This is a genomic window from Methylophilus sp. DMC18 (assembly GCF_056314005.1).
In genome coordinates this window covers 372660-389326 of sequence record NZ_JBQUZE010000001.1, presented here as the reverse complement: position 1 = coordinate 389326, position 16667 = coordinate 372660, and the positions used below count along the sequence as shown (strand labels likewise).

Genomic DNA, 16667 nt, shown 5'->3' with positions numbered 1-16667 from the left:
ATCAGATTCTGATGAACCGAAGCCAGCTTTAGATACTCACTCAAACTGACGGATTACGCCGCCTCGTTTTTGAAGTGTCTGCGCACGTACCAGGCAACAAAGATCAATCCCAGCGCGGCAATCACGTAGTGGGATTCATGGAAATACACTTTCAAATCCTCCCAATGCTCGCCTGCTTTCATGCCCACATACCCCAGCACCCAGCACCAGATCAGTGAGCCGACAAAGGTGTAAGCCACAAACCGCGTCATGTTCATGCGCGCCACCCCGGCCGGGAATGCAATAAACGTGCGCACAGCAGGCAACAGGCGGGCAATAAAAATAATGATTTCGCCGTGATTGGCAAACCAGCGGTCCGCCATGTCGAGGTCTTTTTTGCTGATCAGCACATATTTGCCGAATTTCTCCACCAGAGGACGGCCGCCGTACATACCGAGGTAATACGCTGGAATCGAACCGACTACACAGCCTACCGCCCCTGCCAGCGCAATACCCCATAGCGTTAAATCGCCCTTGCTGACCAGGAACCCGGCAAACGGCATAATGATTTCAGAAGGCAAAGGAATACAGGCGGATTCAATCGCCATCAACAACACAATGCCGCCATAGCCCATGCTGGCAATCACGGCAATAATCCAGCCCGCCACGGCAGCCACTAATTTTTCTAACATTACATAAATTCCTTCAAAAGGGTTTTCACTAATTCTACACGGTGATTGAGGTTACCAAGCTGCACCGTGACACGTAATTTATCCGGCCCGTTCATGCGGCAGCGCTTGTCGCGTTGCAGCAGATTGATCAGCTTGAGCGGATCGAGATCGGCTTTGACATTAAACTGCAACTGAATGGCTGCGTCAGAGGCATCGATTTTAATAATGCCCAAGGCTTTGGCGGCGATGCGCAAACGGTGGCAGGCAATCAGCGCCTCGCCGGGCTCAGGCAACAGGCCAAAACGGTCGATCAGCTCTTCCTGCATGGCGTCCAGCGCGTCGTCGTCTTCGCAGTTGGCCAGGCGTTTATAAATCACCAGCCGCTCGTGCACGTCAGGACAATAATTGTTGGGCAACAAGGCCGGGGTATGCAGATTGATTTCGGTGGTCACCCCCAGTGGCGCATCAAGATCAGGCTCTTTGCCGGCCTTGAGCTGTTTAACGGCATGATTCAGCATATCGGAATACAAGTTAAAGCCGATTTCCTGCATTTCACCACTCTGGCTATCGCCCAGCAACTCACCGGCGCCGCGGATTTCAAGGTCATGCATGGCGAGGTGAAAGCCTGCCCCCAGGTCTTCCAGCAGCTGAATCGCGTCTAACCGTTTTTGCGCCTGCGGCGTGATATTACGGTGCGGATCGGTCAGCAGATAGGTGTAAGCCTGATGGTGGCTACGACCCACGCGGCCACGTAACTGGTGCAATTGCGCCAGGCCAAACATATCGGCCTTGTTGATGATCATGGTGTTGGCGGTGGGCACGTCGATACCTGTTTCGACAATGGTAGTACACAGCAACAGGTTGGCGCGTTGCTGGTAAAAGTCGCGCATCACGTGCTCCAGCTCGCGCTCGCGTAACTGGCCATGACCGATGACGATACGGGCTTCGGGCACGATTTTCTCCAGCTTTTCCTTCATGACATAGATGGTATCCACCTCGTTATGCAGGAAATACACCTGGCCGCCACGCTTGAACTCACGCATGACCGCCTCGCGGATAATGCCGTCCGAATAAGGCGTATGAAAGGTTTTAATCGCCAACCGTTTTTGCGGCGGGGTCGAAATCACTGAGAACTCACGCAAGCCCTCCATGGCCATGCTCAAGGTACGCGGAATCGGCGTGGCGGTCAGCGTCAGCACATCCACCTCGGCACGTAGTGCTTTCATCTGTTCTTTTTGTCGCACGCCAAAACGGTGCTCTTCATCCAGAATCGCTAAACCCAGGTTCTTGAATTTGACGTCTTTCTGAATCAGCCGGTGCGTGCCAATAATGATGTCTATGCTGCCATCGGCCAGTCCCTTGATGGCTTCGGCCTGCTCTTTAGCGGTGCGGAACCGGGAAATTTCGGCAACCTTGATTGGCCACTCGGCAAAGCGGTCGACAAAGTTCTGGTAATGCTGCTCGGCCAGCAAGGTGGTCGGCACCAGCACCGCCACCTGGCGGCCACCCATCACGGCAACAAAAGCGGCACGCAGCGCCACTTCTGTTTTGCCAAAGCCAACATCACCGCACACCAGGCGGTCCATGGGGCGGCCAGATTGCATGTCTTTGATGACGGCTTCGATAGCATCGAGCTGGTCTGGCGTTTCTTCAAACGGAAAGCCTTCACAAAAGGCCTCGTAATCATGCAGGCCCAAGGTAAAGGCATGGCCTTTGCGCGCAGCGCGTTGCGCATATAGGTTAAGCAACTCGGCGGCGGTATCGCGAATCTGTTTGAGGGCTTTTTTCTTGGCTTTTTCCCACTGGCCGCTACCTAGTCTGTGCAATGGTGCACTCTCGGGCGGCCCACCGGAATAACGTGAAATCAGAAACAGTTGCGACACCGGCACATACAGTTTGTCTTCGCCAAAATACTCAATCAGCAACAGCTCAGTCTCGCCCTCGCCAAAATCGATATTGACCAGGCCCTTGTAACGCCCCACCCCGTGCTGCTCATGCACCACCGGGTCATCCAGCCGCAGTTCGGACAAGTCTTTGAGCATGCCTTCGGCATTGCGCGCTTTCTCCTGATTGCGGCGGCGCTGCTGGCGCACGGTGCTGGCATACAGCTCGGCCTCGGTGACCACCGCCAACGCGCCCTCGCGCACGTCCTTGTCCATCATGCCCTGATGCAAGGGCGCCACGCCGAGCATGACCGGGAAGTTGGATTGTGCAAAGCCGGCCCAGTCTTCAGCCAGTGAAAAACTCAGGCCATGATCGCTGAACAGTTGCGCAATGGTCTCGCGCCGGCCCAGGCTTTCTGCGGCAATCATTACCCGACCGTCAAATTGCTGGATAAAGGCTTGCAGTTTGTGCAAGGGCTGCTCGGCACGTCGATCTACATCGACAGGCGGTAAAACGGTTTGTTGGGCAATTTGCTGAGTGACCAGCGCGAAGTCATGCGTGCGCTTAAAAAATTCATCGGCTTTTTGCAGCAATGTTTCCGGGCGCAAGATGGGTTTTTCCGCATCATGCGCCATCAGGCGGTAACGCGTACTGGCATCGGCCCAGAATGTTTGTGCGGCCTTGTCCAGGTCCCCATGCAGGCAAAGGACGGTTTGCGCGGGCAAATAATCAAATAGTGTGGCTGTCTGCTCAAAAAACAGCGGCAAATACCATTCGACCCCGCCGCTGGGCGTGCCTTTACTCACATCTTTATAGATTTTGGCGCGTTGCGGGTCGCCCTCAAAGTACTCGCGAAACTGGCTGCGGAAACGCGTGATCGCCGCTTCATCCATGGGAAACTCGCGCGCAGGCAGCATGCGAATTTCGGGCACCGGATAGACGCTACGCTGGGTGTCGATATCAAACGTGCGTATGGTTTCGATTTCGTCATCAAACAGGTCTATGCGGTAGGGAAAGGCGCTGCCCATGGGGAACAAATCCACCAGTCCGCCGCGTACGCTGAACTCGCCAGGCGCCATCACCTGGCTCACGTGGTGGTAACCCGCCTGCGCACACTGGTTGCGCAAGGCCTCCACATCCAGCCGTTGGCCTTTTTTGAGCATAAACGAGTGCGCTGCCAGGTAAGCCACCGGCGGCAGGCGCAATAATGCGGTCGCCATGGGCACAATCACCACATTGCTCTGGTTCTGGCTCAGTTGATACAAGGTTGCCAGGCGCTCAGAAATCAAGTCTGGATGCGGGGAAAACACGTCATAAGGCAGGGTTTCCCAGTCTGGCAGCAAATGTATGGCAATCTCTTTGCCAAAAAACGGGATTTCGTCCATCAGCCGTTGCGCTTCAAACGCACTCGCCGTTAAAACGACCAGAGGCGTGTTTGTTGCTTTTAAACCACAAGCCAGCTCGGCTAATGCCTGGCTATCCAGGCCCTGACTTTGAAAAGAAAAGCGCTGCGGATGCCCGATCACGGGGAGTGAAACTGCCATAAAAAATTAGACTCTTATTGCTCAGGTTAGATGAGTATTTGTTGGCGAATCTGCCGAGTTTGCTATTATAACTGCAAGCGTCGATCGGCTGTCATGGAATGACACCTAAGACGCCCGAGCGAATAAAATGTATGACCCCAGCACGGAGATGATAAAGATGAATGACAAACAAGCCGTCGCGCTGGAAGCTGCCAGCTACGTCAAAGACGAGATGATCGTAGGCCTGGGCACAGGATCTACCGCCAATTACTTTATTGAAGCGCTGGCGCAACGCCAGCAGCAAGGCCTGCGGGTGACCACGGTTGCCAGCTCCACCATCAGCATGATCAAGGCGCAAAGCGTTGGCTTGACCGTGCTGGGCCTGCAACAGCTCAGCCAGATCGACCTTTATGTGGACGGTGCAGATGAAATCACGCCCGACAACACGCTGCTCAAAGGCCGAGGCTATGATCTGGTCATGGAAAAACTGCTGGCCAAGGCGGCCAAACAGTTTATTGTGGTGGCAGATAAGAGCAAGCTGGTGACTCATATTGGCCAGAACTATCCTATCCCGATTGAAGTGATGCCTTTTGCCTGGCAAGCGGCCAAGCACAGCATTGAAGCCATCGGCGGCACCGGAGAATTACGGCCAAATGTGGCCAAAGACGGCTTGTGCATGACCAGCCACGGCAGTCTGGTGCTGGATATGCGCTTTGAGGCTGGCCTGGATGCGCATAGCCTCAACGCAGCACTGAACAATATCCCCGGCGTGGTTGAGCATGGTATTTTTGCCAAACTAGCCACAACCATCCTGATTGCAGATCAGGGTCAGATCGCAACACGGGTTTAACTGGCGGCATTTCACTGCCGCTTTGCTGGCTCATGCGTTTTCTCTCTGCCCATTTGGTTCGCGCCGCATGGTTAACGGCCCTGCTCTGCCTGGGGCTCAGTGCGTGTAGCGATAATAGTGATACCAAGCCAGCCACACGCGCCAAACCCAAGCCGGATCCTTACACCATTCGCTTTGTCACGATCAATAGCCCCAGCACCTACTTTATCGACAGCCAGAACAATTACGCCGGACTGGAATATGACCTGGCCAAACGCTTTGTCGAGTTTTTGGGGCCGCCGTATAAACTCGAATTCGTGGTGGTAGACAGCTTTTCCAAAGTGTTCCCTACCCTGCTCAAAGGCGACGCCGACATTGCCGCCGCCGACATCAGCATCACCCCTGCGCGTAAACGCCAAGTGCTGTTTGGACCGGCGTTTAACCAGGTGCAGTCCATGGTGGTGTTTAACCGCGACAAAAACAGTGAGCCGACTCATGCCAATGCGCTTTTGAATAAACGCATTGTGCTGCCCAAAAGCACCAGTTTTGTTGAACGCATGCGCGAGCTGCAGGCCAAGTATCCGGGCCTGACCTGGAAAGAATCCGACAAAATGAGCTCAGAGCAACTGATTGAAGCGGTGGCACGCAATGAGATCGACTTTACCGTGGCAGACAATCACCTGCTGGCGATCTTGCAATATAACTATCCGCAGCTGGATGCTGGCATGATGCTGGGCCAGGCCGACAAAATCGCCTGGGCGCTAAACAAACTGCATGGCGAACCGCGGCTCAAACAAGTACAGGCTTTTTTCAAGCAGATCGAAAAAAATGGCGTACTACGCAACTTGGTTGACCGCTATCACGGCCATACCAAACGTTTAAAACCGGTTGATGTGGTTACCTTCCTCACCAAGTCGCAAACCTTGCTGCCCAGGTATGTCCGCCTGTTTAAAAACGCTCAGGAAATCACCGACATCGACTGGCGACTGCTGGCCGCGCTCAGCTACCAGGAATCTCACTGGGATAATTACAGCACCTCGCCCACCAATGTACGCGGGCTCATGATGCTCACCGAACAAACCTCCAACATGATGAACGTCACCGACCGGCTAGACCCCAAGCAAAGCGTGATGGCAGGCGCCAAGTTTTTTCTATGGATGAAAGACCGCATTCCCGCACGCATCCCTGAACCTGACCGTACCTTTATGACCCTGGCCGCCTATAACAACGGCGTCGGCCACCTCGAAGATGCCCGTATCATTGCCCAGCGTCTGGGCCTCAATCCCGATAGTTGGGCAGACGTCAAACGCGGCTACCAACTGCTCAATGACCCCACCCACTACGTTAACGCCAAACATGGCTACTGCAGCTGCGGCGCGCCCGTGATCTATACCGAGCTGGTCAGAAGCTATTACCAGATCATGCAAAAATACTTTCCGCCTTACGATCCTGGCGTAGACCCATACAAAATTGCAGACATAAAAATGCCCTGGTTGTTAGCCAGGGCATCATAAAAAATTCAAACCATTAAGTTTTGTTGCACTCAACCACCAAATGGTGTTCTGTTGGCATATAAAAACCATCCCCCGCATCTGGGTGATCGAGCACATGATGTTCCACCAACTTGAAATCACTGGCGCATAGGTCTTTGGCCTTGGTTTTGCACTCTTCTAAACTGCTATTGAATTCACTGCAAGTCAATTTAAAACCTTGTTTACCATTGCCTGCGTCAAACGGGGTAGATTGCACGCTGGCGCAAAAAATGAACAATGCTAAAGGGATAAAACGTAGTGATGTTTTCATGATCTCAGCTCCTGTTTAACAAATTTCATAGATTTGTCATACCAATGTCATTTTTCTGTGAATGACATATACGTATGTGCTTAGGAGTTAAGTAAAGTTGCATGAAATTTTTGTGACATGCAGTTTCTGATAATAAGTACAATTTTCTGAGTCTTGATCGCAACAATTGATGCCATGTCACACATACTAGTTAGAAACAAAAATGCCTTGGCTATCAACCAAGGCATTTTAAAAACAGCGATTGAATCTATTAACTAAGCAGGGTCTTTCCGCCCATATAGGGTTGTAATGCTTTAGGAATATTCACCGTGCCATCAGCGTTCTGGTTATTCTCCAGCACGGCTACAAGCGTACGGCCGACGGCCAGACCAGAACCATTCAAGGTATGCAACAACTCAGGTTTGCCATTGGCATTACGGAAACGGGCCTGCAAACGGCGCGCCTGGAAGGCTTCGCAGTTGGAAACAGATGAAATTTCACGGTAGGTATTCTGAGCGGGCAACCAGACTTCGAGGTCGTAGGTTTTAGCGGCGCCAAAGCCCATATCGCCGGTGCAAAGCGAGACAACACGGTATGGCAGTTCGAGTGCCTGCAAAATCGCCTCGGCATGACCGACCATTTCTTCCAGTGCCTGATAGCTGGTGTCAGGATGCACAATCTGCACCATCTCGACTTTATCGAACTGGTGTTGGCGGATCATGCCTTTGGTATCTTTACCATAAGACCCGGCCTCTGATCGGAAGCATGGGGTATGCGCGGTCAGCTTGATCGGCAGGCTATCCATGGCGACGATTTCATCACGCACCGTGTTGGTCAGCGTAACTTCTGAAGTCGGGATCAGGTAGAGCTTGCTGTCATTGTGGGCGGTAGAGAACAAATCCTCTTCAAACTTGGGTAATTGGCCGGTACCCACTAAGGTCTCGCGGTTGACCATATACGGCGTATAGCACTCGGTATAGCCATGTTTCTCGGTCTGGGTGTCCAGCATAAACTGGGCAATCGCGCGGTGCAGTTTGGCTATCTGGCCCTTCATAAAGGTGAAACGCGCGCCTGAGAGTTTTGCCCCGGTATCAAAATCCAGCCCTAATGCCGCACCGACATCAGCGTGGTCTTTGACGGCGAAGTCAAACTGGCGTGGCGTGCCCCAACGACGCACTTCGACGTTTTGGGTTTCATCCTGCCCGACCGGCACGCTCTCATGCGGCAGGTTAGGCACGTTTTGCATAAGCGCCAGCATGCTCGCTTGCACTTCATTGAGTTGTGCCTCGGCCGCTTTCAGCGCATCGCCCAAACCAGCCACCTCGGCCAGAATGGCACTGGCATCTTCGCCTTTGGATTTGGCGATGCCGATTTGCTTGGAGGCTGCATTGCGTTTGGCCTGCAGGTTTTCGGTATTGGTCTGAATGGTTTTACGGTGGGCCTCGAGCGCTTTAAACTCTTCTGCGGGGAATACAAATTTCCGTGCCGCCAGACGGGCAACCACGTTATCCAAATCATTTCTAAGCTGTTGAATGTCTAACATTATTTTTTCGCTTTGCTTTTTAAGTATTGCTGATCAAGGTCTTTAAGTTGATTGAGTTTCTCGCTTATTTTACCTTCCAATCCACGCGGTGTGGGCTGGTAAAATTGTGGCGGATCCATGTCATCAGGGAAGTATTGTTCGCCTGCGGCGTAAGCACCAGGTTCATTGTGCGCATAGCGGTATTCTTTGCCATAGTCGAGCGCTTTCATGAGTTTGGTGGGCGCATTTCTCAAATGCAAGGGCACGTTGCGGGACTTGTCTTGCGCCACAAACGCCTTGGCCTGATTGTAGGCCATATAGCCCGCATTACTTTTAGCTGCTACGGCCAGGTAAATCACAGCTTGCGCCAGGGCCAGTTCGCCTTCTGGGCTGCCCAAGCGCTCAAACGTCAAAGCGGCATCATTCGCAATCTGCATGGCGCGTGGATCAGCCAATCCAATGTCTTCCCAAGCCATGCGGATAATGCGACGGGCCAGATACAGTGGTTCAGCGCCGCCATCGAGCATGCGCATGAGCCAGTACAAGGCGGCATCCGGATTGGAGCCGCGCACGGATTTGTGCAGTGCAGAAATCTGGTCGTAGAAGGCTTCGCCGCCTTTATCAAAGCGGCGCAGCTTGCTGGCCATGGTGGACTGCAAAAAGGATTCATCTATGCGATCGACTTTGGCTGCAATGGCGCCGTTAAACAGGCCTTCAGCAAAATTAAGCAGGCGTCTGGCGTCACCATCGGCATAGGCGAGCACCTGTTCTTGCACCGTCTCATCCAGGGCAACAGCAGGTGCGACTTTTAAGCGCGCACGCTCAAGTAATTGCGCCAGCTCGTCTTCATTAAGTGCATTGAGTACAAACACCTGCGCCCGGCTCAGCAACGCGCTATTGACTTCAAATGAGGGGTTTTCGGTGGTGGCACCAATAAAGGTGATCAGGCCACTTTCGACGTAAGGCAAAAACGCATCCTGCTGCCCTTTGTTAAAGCGGTGAACCTCATCGACAAACAGGATAGTATTGCGACCCGTTTGTTGCAAGGTGAGTTCTGCACGCTCAACAGCTTCGCGGATATCTTTAATGCCGGATAGCACGGCAGAGAGCGGCACAAATTCGGTATCGGCGGTTTGCGCAATCAGGCGCGCCAGTGTGGTTTTACCCACCCCTGGCGGGCCCCATAAAATCATCGAAGGCAACTTGCCGGATTCAAATGCGCGTCGCAACGGCTTGCCCTCACCGAGCAGGTGGGTTTGCCCGACCACTTCAGACAATGTTTTTGGTCGTAGCTGCTCAGCAAGTGGAATACTAGAGGGAGTTTGCGGTTCAAACAGGGATGACATGATGATTCTGGCGCGGTCTACTGGCTACTCGCCAACGACATCCACCCCTTTGGGCACAGTAAACAGAAACTGGTTGGCGTTGAGGTTGGGGTTCACTTCCACGTTTGAAAACACGATATGCGTGCTTTGACCAAACGCATCCACCAGCCGCATTTCAGCCAGCTTGCCCTGGCTGAAGGAAATGATCACCACCTGAAAACCACTGTCTTTTTGAATTGGCTTGGCCTGTACGCGTTGCAAGCCCTCAAAATCGAGCAAACGCGTGAGACGGAAGCTCTCTTCGACATTAGGACCACCTGCCAGCAAAGCCGCGGGACTGGTGCCTAATACTTTATCTACCGTACGCAGCGTGACTTGCTGCAAGTCGACATCAAACAAAAACACCTGTCGGCCATCGCTAATGATTTGCTGCTCGTAAGGCTTTTGATAATCCCAGCGGAATTTGTTGGGCCGCTGCAATAGCATGGTGCCGTTGACTTCTTGCAGCTTGCGACCTTTTTGGTCAAACACGGTCTGCTTGAAGTTAGCGCGCATGGCGTGCGTGCTCTGATAGAACTGCTTTAAATCATCGATGCCATCGGCAAATGCTGTTGAAATGAGACATACGCTACATAACGCCAGCAGCACTCGGGTAAATACTTTATTCATGGTCTCCTCCGGCTTTCACTAATACCTCACGGTTGCCATTGCTTTGCATGGCAGAGACCAGTCCGGCACGTTCCATATCTTCGATCAGGCGGGCAGCGCGGTTGTAGCCTATGCGCAATTGACGCTGCACCGATGAGATAGAGGCGCGGCGTGTTTTGAGCACAATCGCCACTGCTTCATCATACAGCGGGTCTTTTTCGCCACCCGCACTGGCCTCACCACCACCCAGGCTATCCAGGTCGCCGCCTTCGGTCTCATTGGTGAGAATGCCTTCAATGTAGTTTGGTTCGCCTTGCGCCTTGAGGAAGTTAACCACGTTATGCACTTCGCCATCACTGACGAATGCACCGTGAATCCGTTGCGGGTAGCCGCTACCGGGCGGCAGATACAGCATATCCCCCTGGCCGAGCAAAGTTTCGGCGCCCATTTGGTCGAGAATGGTACGCGAGTCTATCTTGCTCGAGACCTGGAATGCCACGCGTGTGGGTACGTTGGCTTTAATCAGGCCGGTAATCACATCTACCGAAGGGCGTTGCGTGGCCAACACCAGATGAATGCCTGAGGCACGGGCTTTTTGCGCCAAGCGTGCAATCAGTTCTTCTACCTTTTTGCCTACCACCATCATCAAGTCAGCCAGCTCATCAATCACAACGACGATCAACGGCATTTCATCGAGTGGCTCCGGCTCGTCCGGTGTCAAACTAAATGGATGCGGGATCGAAGTACCCTGTTTTTTCGCATCGACAACTTTCTGGTTATAGCCAGCCAGGTTACGCACACCCAGCGTAGACATCAGTTTATAGCGACGCTCCATCTCGGCCACACACCAGTTGAGAGCATTGGCGGCCTGGCGCATATCGGTCACCACCGGCGCCAACAAATGCGGAATACCCTCATACACAGACAATTCCAGCATTTTCGGGTCAATCAGGATCATGCGCACGCGGCTGGCTTCCGCTTTGTACAACAAACTCAAAATCAGCGCATTAATCGCCACCGACTTACCAGAACCGGTGGTCCCCGCTACCAGCACATGCGGCATTTTCGCCAGGTCGGCCACAATCGGCTTGCCGGCAATGTCTTTACCCATGGCAATCGCGAGCGGCGAATTTAAATCGGCATAAGCCTGGCTACCCATAATCTCGGTGAGTGACACGATCTGGCGTTTGGGGTTAGGAATTTCCAGCCCCATATAGCTTTTGCCAGGAATCGTCTCGACCACCCGCACGCTGATCACGGACAAGGCACGCGCCAAATCTTTAGACAGGTTAGTGATCTGGCTGCCTTTGACACCAGGTGCCGGATCCAGCTCATAGCGCGTAATCACCGGACCAGGCTGCGCAGTGACCACCTTAACCTCGATGCCAAAATCCATCAGCTTGCGCTCAATCAGGCGCGAGGTGAAGTCCAGAGTTTCTGCCGATTGCAATTCCACCGACTGGTTAGGCGCATCCAGCAAATGCAACGGTGGCAGGCCTTCCTGCTCTATGGCCTCAAACAACACCGCCTGTTTCTCTTTGGCCACGCGCTCGCTTGGCGCGATGGCAACCTCGGGCACAGTAATCTCCACCGGCTTGCGGTCTTCAATACGCTTGCGTTCCGCCTCGACAAACTCTTCACGCGCCTGCAACACCTGGCGGCCGACTTGACGGTCTTGCCAGTCCTGGTATTTCAATACGCTCCATTGGTAAAACTGAATGACCCATTCACCGAGCCGTTCGCTCATGGTGATCAGCGACCAGCCGGTAAACAGGCTAAAGGCCGTAGCAAATAACACCAGCAACAACATGGTCGATCCGGCAAAACCAAACATATTGCGCAGGAGATGGTCGATGCCGCTACCAATCACCCCACCCTGCTTGAGTGGAAAATCAGCAGGTAAACTCACCAGATGCCCAGACTCCAGGGCTGCAGAGGCAAGCAGCATCAAGGCAAAGCCGACGGCATTGAGCCACCAATCCTGCTTTTCAGCCGCATTCTGGTGCAGCCGCTGATACATGAGCCACACCACAAAAAAAGCCAACACCACAAACCACCAGGAAGAAAATCCAAACAGAGACAGAAAAATATCGGCCATCCAGGCGCCTACCGTGCCACCTGCATTGTGAATACGGTCACTCTCCCCCACCGCGTGCGTCCAGCCTGGATCTTCATGCGAGTAAGTCAGTAAAATCACCGCCAAAAAAACACCGAGTGCCGCCAGCGCAATCCAGGCAACTTCACGGATAAGCTTGGCGTCGCGCAGCTGTTTTTCCGTCGAGACTTTTTCCAGACGGACATTAGCGGCTTTTTTCTTATTAAAAAACAATATGTTGTCTCTTTCTCTGCAAGAGTGAACTTAAATGATTATAGCAAAATCAAATTGCAGACAGGGGAACGAGGTTCTAAAATACCCTAATCACTCACAAGGAGAGCTCATGGATATCGGAATTAACAATGAAAACCGCCAGGAAATTGCGCAAGGCTTGTCCAAGCTGCTGGCAGACACTTACACGTTATATCTCAAAACGCACTATTTTCATTGGAACGTCACTGGCCCGATGTTCAATACCTTGCATTTGATGTTTGAAACACAATACACCGAGCTCGCATTGGCCGTAGACCTGGTGGCTGAGCGTATCCGTTCACTGGGCGTGTATGCGCCAGGCACTTACGCACAATTCTCCAAGTTGACTTCCATTGAAGAAACCGTGGACGTGCCTAAAGCCAACGATATGATCAGCGAACTGGTGGCTGGTCACGAAGCGGTTTGCCGCACAGCACGTAGCGTGTTCCCGGCAGCCGAGAAAGCCTCTGATGAAGCCACGGCTGACTTGCTGACTCAACGCCTGCAGGTGCATGAAAAGACTGCTTGGATGCTAAGAAGCTTGTTGGAAAAATAATTCCGAGCAGTCTTTCAGTGTAGGCTAACCTGCTGGTGATGTCGGAACTAAAAAACTGAATGGATGTTACGTAGCTTATTAGAAAAATAAGCTACGGATGCAGTCTTTCGTTGTAGGCTCACTCGGCGTAGCAGATGTTAAGCAAAGCGGCCTAAGCCAAAAAACTGCTTGGATGCTAAGAAGCTTGCTGAAAAAACCTTTATATATTGATCACTTGACTGGAAGATGACCATTTAAAAACCCATGGTCATCCCCATCTGAATAAAAATAACCTTCCTGAATGGAATTTTCACCATGGCAACTAAACACGCCCGTTTAATGATTCTTGGCTCCGGCCCTGCCGGGTATACGGCAGCCGTCTATGCGGCTCGCGCCAACCTTAACCCGGTTTTAATCACTGGTCTCGCCCAAGGCGGCCAGCTCATGACCACCACCGAAGTCGATAACTGGCCTGCAGATGCCAACGGCGTCATGGGTCCGGAACTGATGGCGCGCTTTCAGCAACATGCCGAGCGCTTTAACACCGAGATGATTTTTGACCACATTCATACCACCCATCTCACAGAAAAACCTATTCGTTTGGTGGGCGACAGTGGCGAGTACACCTGCGATGCGCTAATTATTGCTACAGGCGCTTCTGCCAAATACCTGGGCCTGCCCAGCGAAGAAGCGTTTGCTGGCAAGGGCGTGTCTGCCTGTGCCACCTGTGACGGCTTCTTCTACCGCAACCAGGAGGTCGCCGTAGTGGGTGGCGGCAACACCGCTGTAGAAGAAACGCTTTATCTGGCAAACATTGCCAGCAAGGTTACCCTGGTCCACCGCCGTGACAAATTCAAGGCCGAAGCCATTCTGGTGGATAAGCTGATGGAGCGCGTGAAAGAAGGCAAAGTGGTGCTGGAAACCTTCCAGACGCTGGACGAAGTGCTCGGTGACAACACGGGCGTGACGGGCATGCGTCTGAAAGACGTCAATTCTGGCACCACCAAGGACATTACCCTCAAAGGCGTGTTTATTGCCATTGGTCACCAGCCGAATACGCAAATCTTTGAAGGCCAGCTGGAGATGGAGGGCGGTTATATCGTCACCCAGGCAGGCCGACAAGGCAATTTCACAGCCACCAGCATCCCCGGTGTATTTGCTGCGGGCGATGTGCAAGACCATATTTACCGCCAGGCAGTCACCAGTGCCGGCACCGGTTGTATGGCTGCGCTAGATGCCGAGCGCTATCTGACCAGTCTGGAATAAATCCAGCAGCAATCGTGAAGAAGCGCACCCCGGTGCGCTTTTTTATTTTAAAATCGGGTTATGTCACAAGAACACCCGGACAACGATGAAAATGATGTGTCACTGTTTTACGAAGCAGTCAAAGGCGCACGTCCGGTCAAAACCAACCGAGTTTCCCATGCGCCAAAAAAACCCAAACCGATTCCGCGCCAACTGATCCGCGATGAAAAACAGGCACTGATCGATTCGCTCAGCGATCACTACATCCCTGCCTACGAACTCGAAAGCGGCGAAGAGTTATTGTATTTACGCGAAGGCCAATCGCCGATGGTGTTAAGCAAACTGCGCCGTGGTCATTGGGTGGTGCAAGCGCATATCGACTTGCATGGCCTGATCAGTGATGAGGCCAGGGTCACCGTCTCCGAATTTATTGCCGGCTGTAAAAAACGTGGGCTGCGTTGTGTACGCATCGTGCATGGCAAAGGCCTGGGCTCGCGCAATAAAGAGCCTGTGCTTAAACACAAATTACGCAACTGGCTCATGCAAAAAGACGAAGTGATTGCCTATGCCCAGGCTCGGGCCAATGATGGCGGCAGCGGGGCCGTGATCGTCTTGCTCAAAGCATAAACGCGCTGCCATCTCTGGCAACGCGTCATGAGCCTCAATCAAAAACTTACCAATATTGTGGAGATGGATGGTGGCGCGGACCATGTCCTCTCATGGCGGCTGGACGGTAGACTGGTGCTGGCATCGGCTGTACCTGTGCGACATTTGGCCTCACCATCACAGCCACTTCCAGCGTTGGGCCGGGATCGCGGTCCATCATGGTAGCGTATTGGCGGCCCTGATATTCATAATTTACCAGATAGCCCGTGGTCACGGTTTGCCACTGGTCCACCATCACACATTGCTGCACGGGGCGGGTGACAACACGTTCATTGCCATAGGGATTCTGGTTGTCCACACGGTCACCGACAATGGCGCCTACCCCGGCACCAACAGCGGCCGCTGCCACACGGCCACCACCCCGGCCTATGGTGCTGCCCAGCAAACCACCTGCCACGCCACCAATAATGGCGCCGGTGTTAGATCGCGCTGGCGCCTGATAAACACTTTCATTGATGTATTCAGTGCGGCACTCCTGACGTGGCTGATTGACTTGTTGCACCTGGGGCGCCACAGACAGCACCCGCGCCCGGTCTATATATTCGGCATCGGCAAATGCAGCCTGGCTGGCCAGCAATATCCAGGCACTGATTGCGATAGTTTTACGCACGTTGTTTCTCCTCTCAACATTCACACTGCATGTGGCAGTTGAGATTGATAACGTGCAGGCTGTTCAGTGCGATGACGCACAGACCGCATGCCGTGAGCGAAATTTTGTATCAGCGTGGATACAAGCAGGTTATTGATTGCTATTGGCCAGCTTGAGCAACTCGCCGCGTTGCTGGATTTCAATCACGCCGCGTCCCATGGTCAACCAGCCTTTTTGTTCCAGGCGCTTAAGCTGGCGGCTGATGACTTCACGTGCGGTGCCCAATTCGTCAGCGATCTGCTGATGGGTGCGCTGTATGGTGTTATTGCCCATGTCCAATAGCCACTTGGCCAGGCGTGCATCCAGCGTCTGAAAAGCGACTTCATCCAGCAACACAATAAGGTCGCTGATCAGTGCGCCGTAGTTCTGCATGACGTATTGCCTGAACACCGGCGAATCAATCATGAGTTTATGAAAAATGGCTTCCGGGATAATCACATCCTGAATGTCATCTTCAACCACGGTAGAGGCCGGATATTGGCTGTTACCTAACAGGCAAGTCGTCGTGATCACACAGGTTTCACCGGCACCCACGCGATAAAGCACGATTTCACGCCCGCTGGCTGACATTTTATAAACGCGCGAGCGCCCTTTTAAACGCAGCACATAGCCACCGCAATGATCACCTTCGCGATAGCCTATCGCACCAACCGGCGCCTCTACAATGCGCGCATACTGCGAAACCAGTTTTTTTGCAGAGTCTTCCAATGCTTCCAGTTCTGGAAACAGACTGATCCATCCTAATGATTGCATCATCCCAATATCCCCATTCGTTCATTTTTTTGCTTGTCATACCTGCATGACAGCCACTTTTTTTATGTACTGCACTTTATCACAGTTTGATTTGCATCCCTGTTTCAGATGGATTTGGCATGTGAACGTGCGATGGCAACTTGGTAGAGGTCGAGGGTCATCGTCATATGATTGACCGCAAGCTTGCCCAAAAAATATACAAATTGGAATAAGTTGATAACGCACCCCGTCAGTCCACCATCCGCAACACACAAAAAGTCATGCCCAGATAAGTGTTAAAGCGTACACAATCTGTGACAACAGGTTTAT

At 52.8% G+C, this 16667-nt stretch carries 14 protein-coding genes; 5 read left to right on the top strand and 9 right to left on the bottom strand.

The features are described from left to right. Positions 1 to 53: 53 nt before the first annotated feature. Both ACT53G_RS01775 and mfd read right to left on the bottom strand, forming a co-directional pair. Positions 54 to 671, bottom strand: coding sequence for a DedA family protein (locus tag ACT53G_RS01775; RefSeq protein ID WP_313984021.1), 618 nt, complete (start codon positions 669 to 671; stop codon positions 54 to 56). Next, positions 671 to 4078: a transcription-repair coupling factor gene (gene mfd / locus ACT53G_RS01770; protein ID WP_476168533.1), complete on the bottom strand. Its 3408-nt coding sequence runs from the start codon at positions 4076 to 4078 to the stop codon at positions 671 to 673. The genes ACT53G_RS01775 and mfd overlap by 1 nt, the downstream gene beginning before the upstream one ends. A gap of 157 nt (positions 4079 to 4235) precedes the next feature. Here mfd and rpiA point away from each other — a divergent pair, with 157 nt between their 5' ends. Continuing rightward, positions 4236 to 4907, top strand: coding sequence for a ribose-5-phosphate isomerase RpiA (rpiA, locus tag ACT53G_RS01765; protein WP_476168532.1), 672 nt, complete (start codon positions 4236 to 4238; stop codon positions 4905 to 4907). A gap of 32 nt (positions 4908 to 4939) precedes the next feature. Further along, on the top strand, positions 4940 to 6400 hold the full coding sequence (gene mltF, locus ACT53G_RS01760; RefSeq protein WP_476168531.1) for a membrane-bound lytic murein transglycosylase MltF: 1461 nt from the start codon (positions 4940 to 4942) through the stop codon (positions 6398 to 6400). Between the two features lie 13 nt (positions 6401 to 6413). On the opposite strand, the gene ACT53G_RS01755 is transcribed toward mltF, so the two are convergent. The 5 genes from ACT53G_RS01755 to ACT53G_RS01735 all read right to left on the bottom strand — a co-directional run bounded on the left by ACT53G_RS01755 (position 6414) and on the right by ACT53G_RS01735 (position 12492). Further along, positions 6414 to 6689 carry a hypothetical protein gene (locus ACT53G_RS01755; protein ID WP_313984010.1) on the bottom strand — a complete coding sequence of 92 codons (276 nt, stop codon included), beginning with the start codon at positions 6687 to 6689 and terminating at the stop codon, positions 6414 to 6416. A gap of 250 nt (positions 6690 to 6939) precedes the next feature. Further along, on the bottom strand, positions 6940 to 8211 hold the full coding sequence (serS, locus tag ACT53G_RS01750) for a serine--tRNA ligase (RefSeq protein WP_476168530.1): 1272 nt from the start codon (positions 8209 to 8211) through the stop codon (positions 6940 to 6942). Further along, positions 8211 to 9536, bottom strand: a complete 1326-nt coding sequence (locus tag ACT53G_RS01745) for a replication-associated recombination protein A (protein WP_476168529.1) — start codon at positions 9534 to 9536, stop codon at positions 8211 to 8213. The genes serS and ACT53G_RS01745 overlap by 1 nt, the downstream gene beginning before the upstream one ends. A gap of 24 nt (positions 9537 to 9560) precedes the next feature. Beyond that, positions 9561 to 10184, bottom strand: a complete 624-nt coding sequence (gene lolA, locus ACT53G_RS01740) for an outer membrane lipoprotein periplasmic chaperone LolA (RefSeq protein ID WP_275356893.1) — start codon at positions 10182 to 10184, stop codon at positions 9561 to 9563. Next, on the bottom strand, positions 10177 to 12492 hold the full coding sequence (locus ACT53G_RS01735) for a DNA translocase FtsK (RefSeq protein ID WP_476168528.1): 2316 nt from the start codon (positions 12490 to 12492) through the stop codon (positions 10177 to 10179). The genes lolA and ACT53G_RS01735 overlap by 8 nt, the downstream gene beginning before the upstream one ends. Positions 12493 to 12601: 109 nt before the next feature. Between ACT53G_RS01735 and ACT53G_RS01730 the strand changes: the two genes are divergently transcribed. From ACT53G_RS01730 to ACT53G_RS01720, 3 genes are all read left to right on the top strand, one after another. Beyond that, a complete protein-coding gene (locus ACT53G_RS01730; protein WP_194747090.1) occupies positions 12602 to 13066 on the top strand; it encodes a Dps family protein in 465 nt (154 codons plus the stop codon). A 294-nt stretch (positions 13067 to 13360) separates the two neighbouring features. After that, complete coding sequence (trxB, locus tag ACT53G_RS01725; protein WP_338657209.1) at positions 13361 to 14311, top strand: thioredoxin-disulfide reductase; 951 nt, start codon at positions 13361 to 13363, stop codon at positions 14309 to 14311. A gap of 60 nt (positions 14312 to 14371) precedes the next feature. Next, positions 14372 to 14917 carry a Smr/MutS family protein gene (locus tag ACT53G_RS01720; protein WP_194747092.1) on the top strand — a complete coding sequence of 182 codons (546 nt, stop codon included), beginning with the start codon at positions 14372 to 14374 and terminating at the stop codon, positions 14915 to 14917. A gap of 46 nt (positions 14918 to 14963) precedes the next feature. Here ACT53G_RS01720 and ACT53G_RS01715 read toward each other — a convergent pair whose 3' ends face one another. Continuing rightward, positions 14964 to 15566 (bottom strand): glycine zipper 2TM domain-containing protein, encoded by a 603-nt coding sequence (locus tag ACT53G_RS01715; RefSeq protein WP_476168527.1) that lies wholly within the window; start codon positions 15564 to 15566, stop codon positions 14964 to 14966. Positions 15567 to 15695: 129 nt separating this feature from the next. Continuing rightward, entirely contained in the window at positions 15696 to 16361 is a 666-nt protein-coding gene (locus tag ACT53G_RS01710) for a Crp/Fnr family transcriptional regulator (protein WP_194747094.1), read from the bottom strand. Positions 16362 to 16667: the final 306 nt, after the last annotated feature.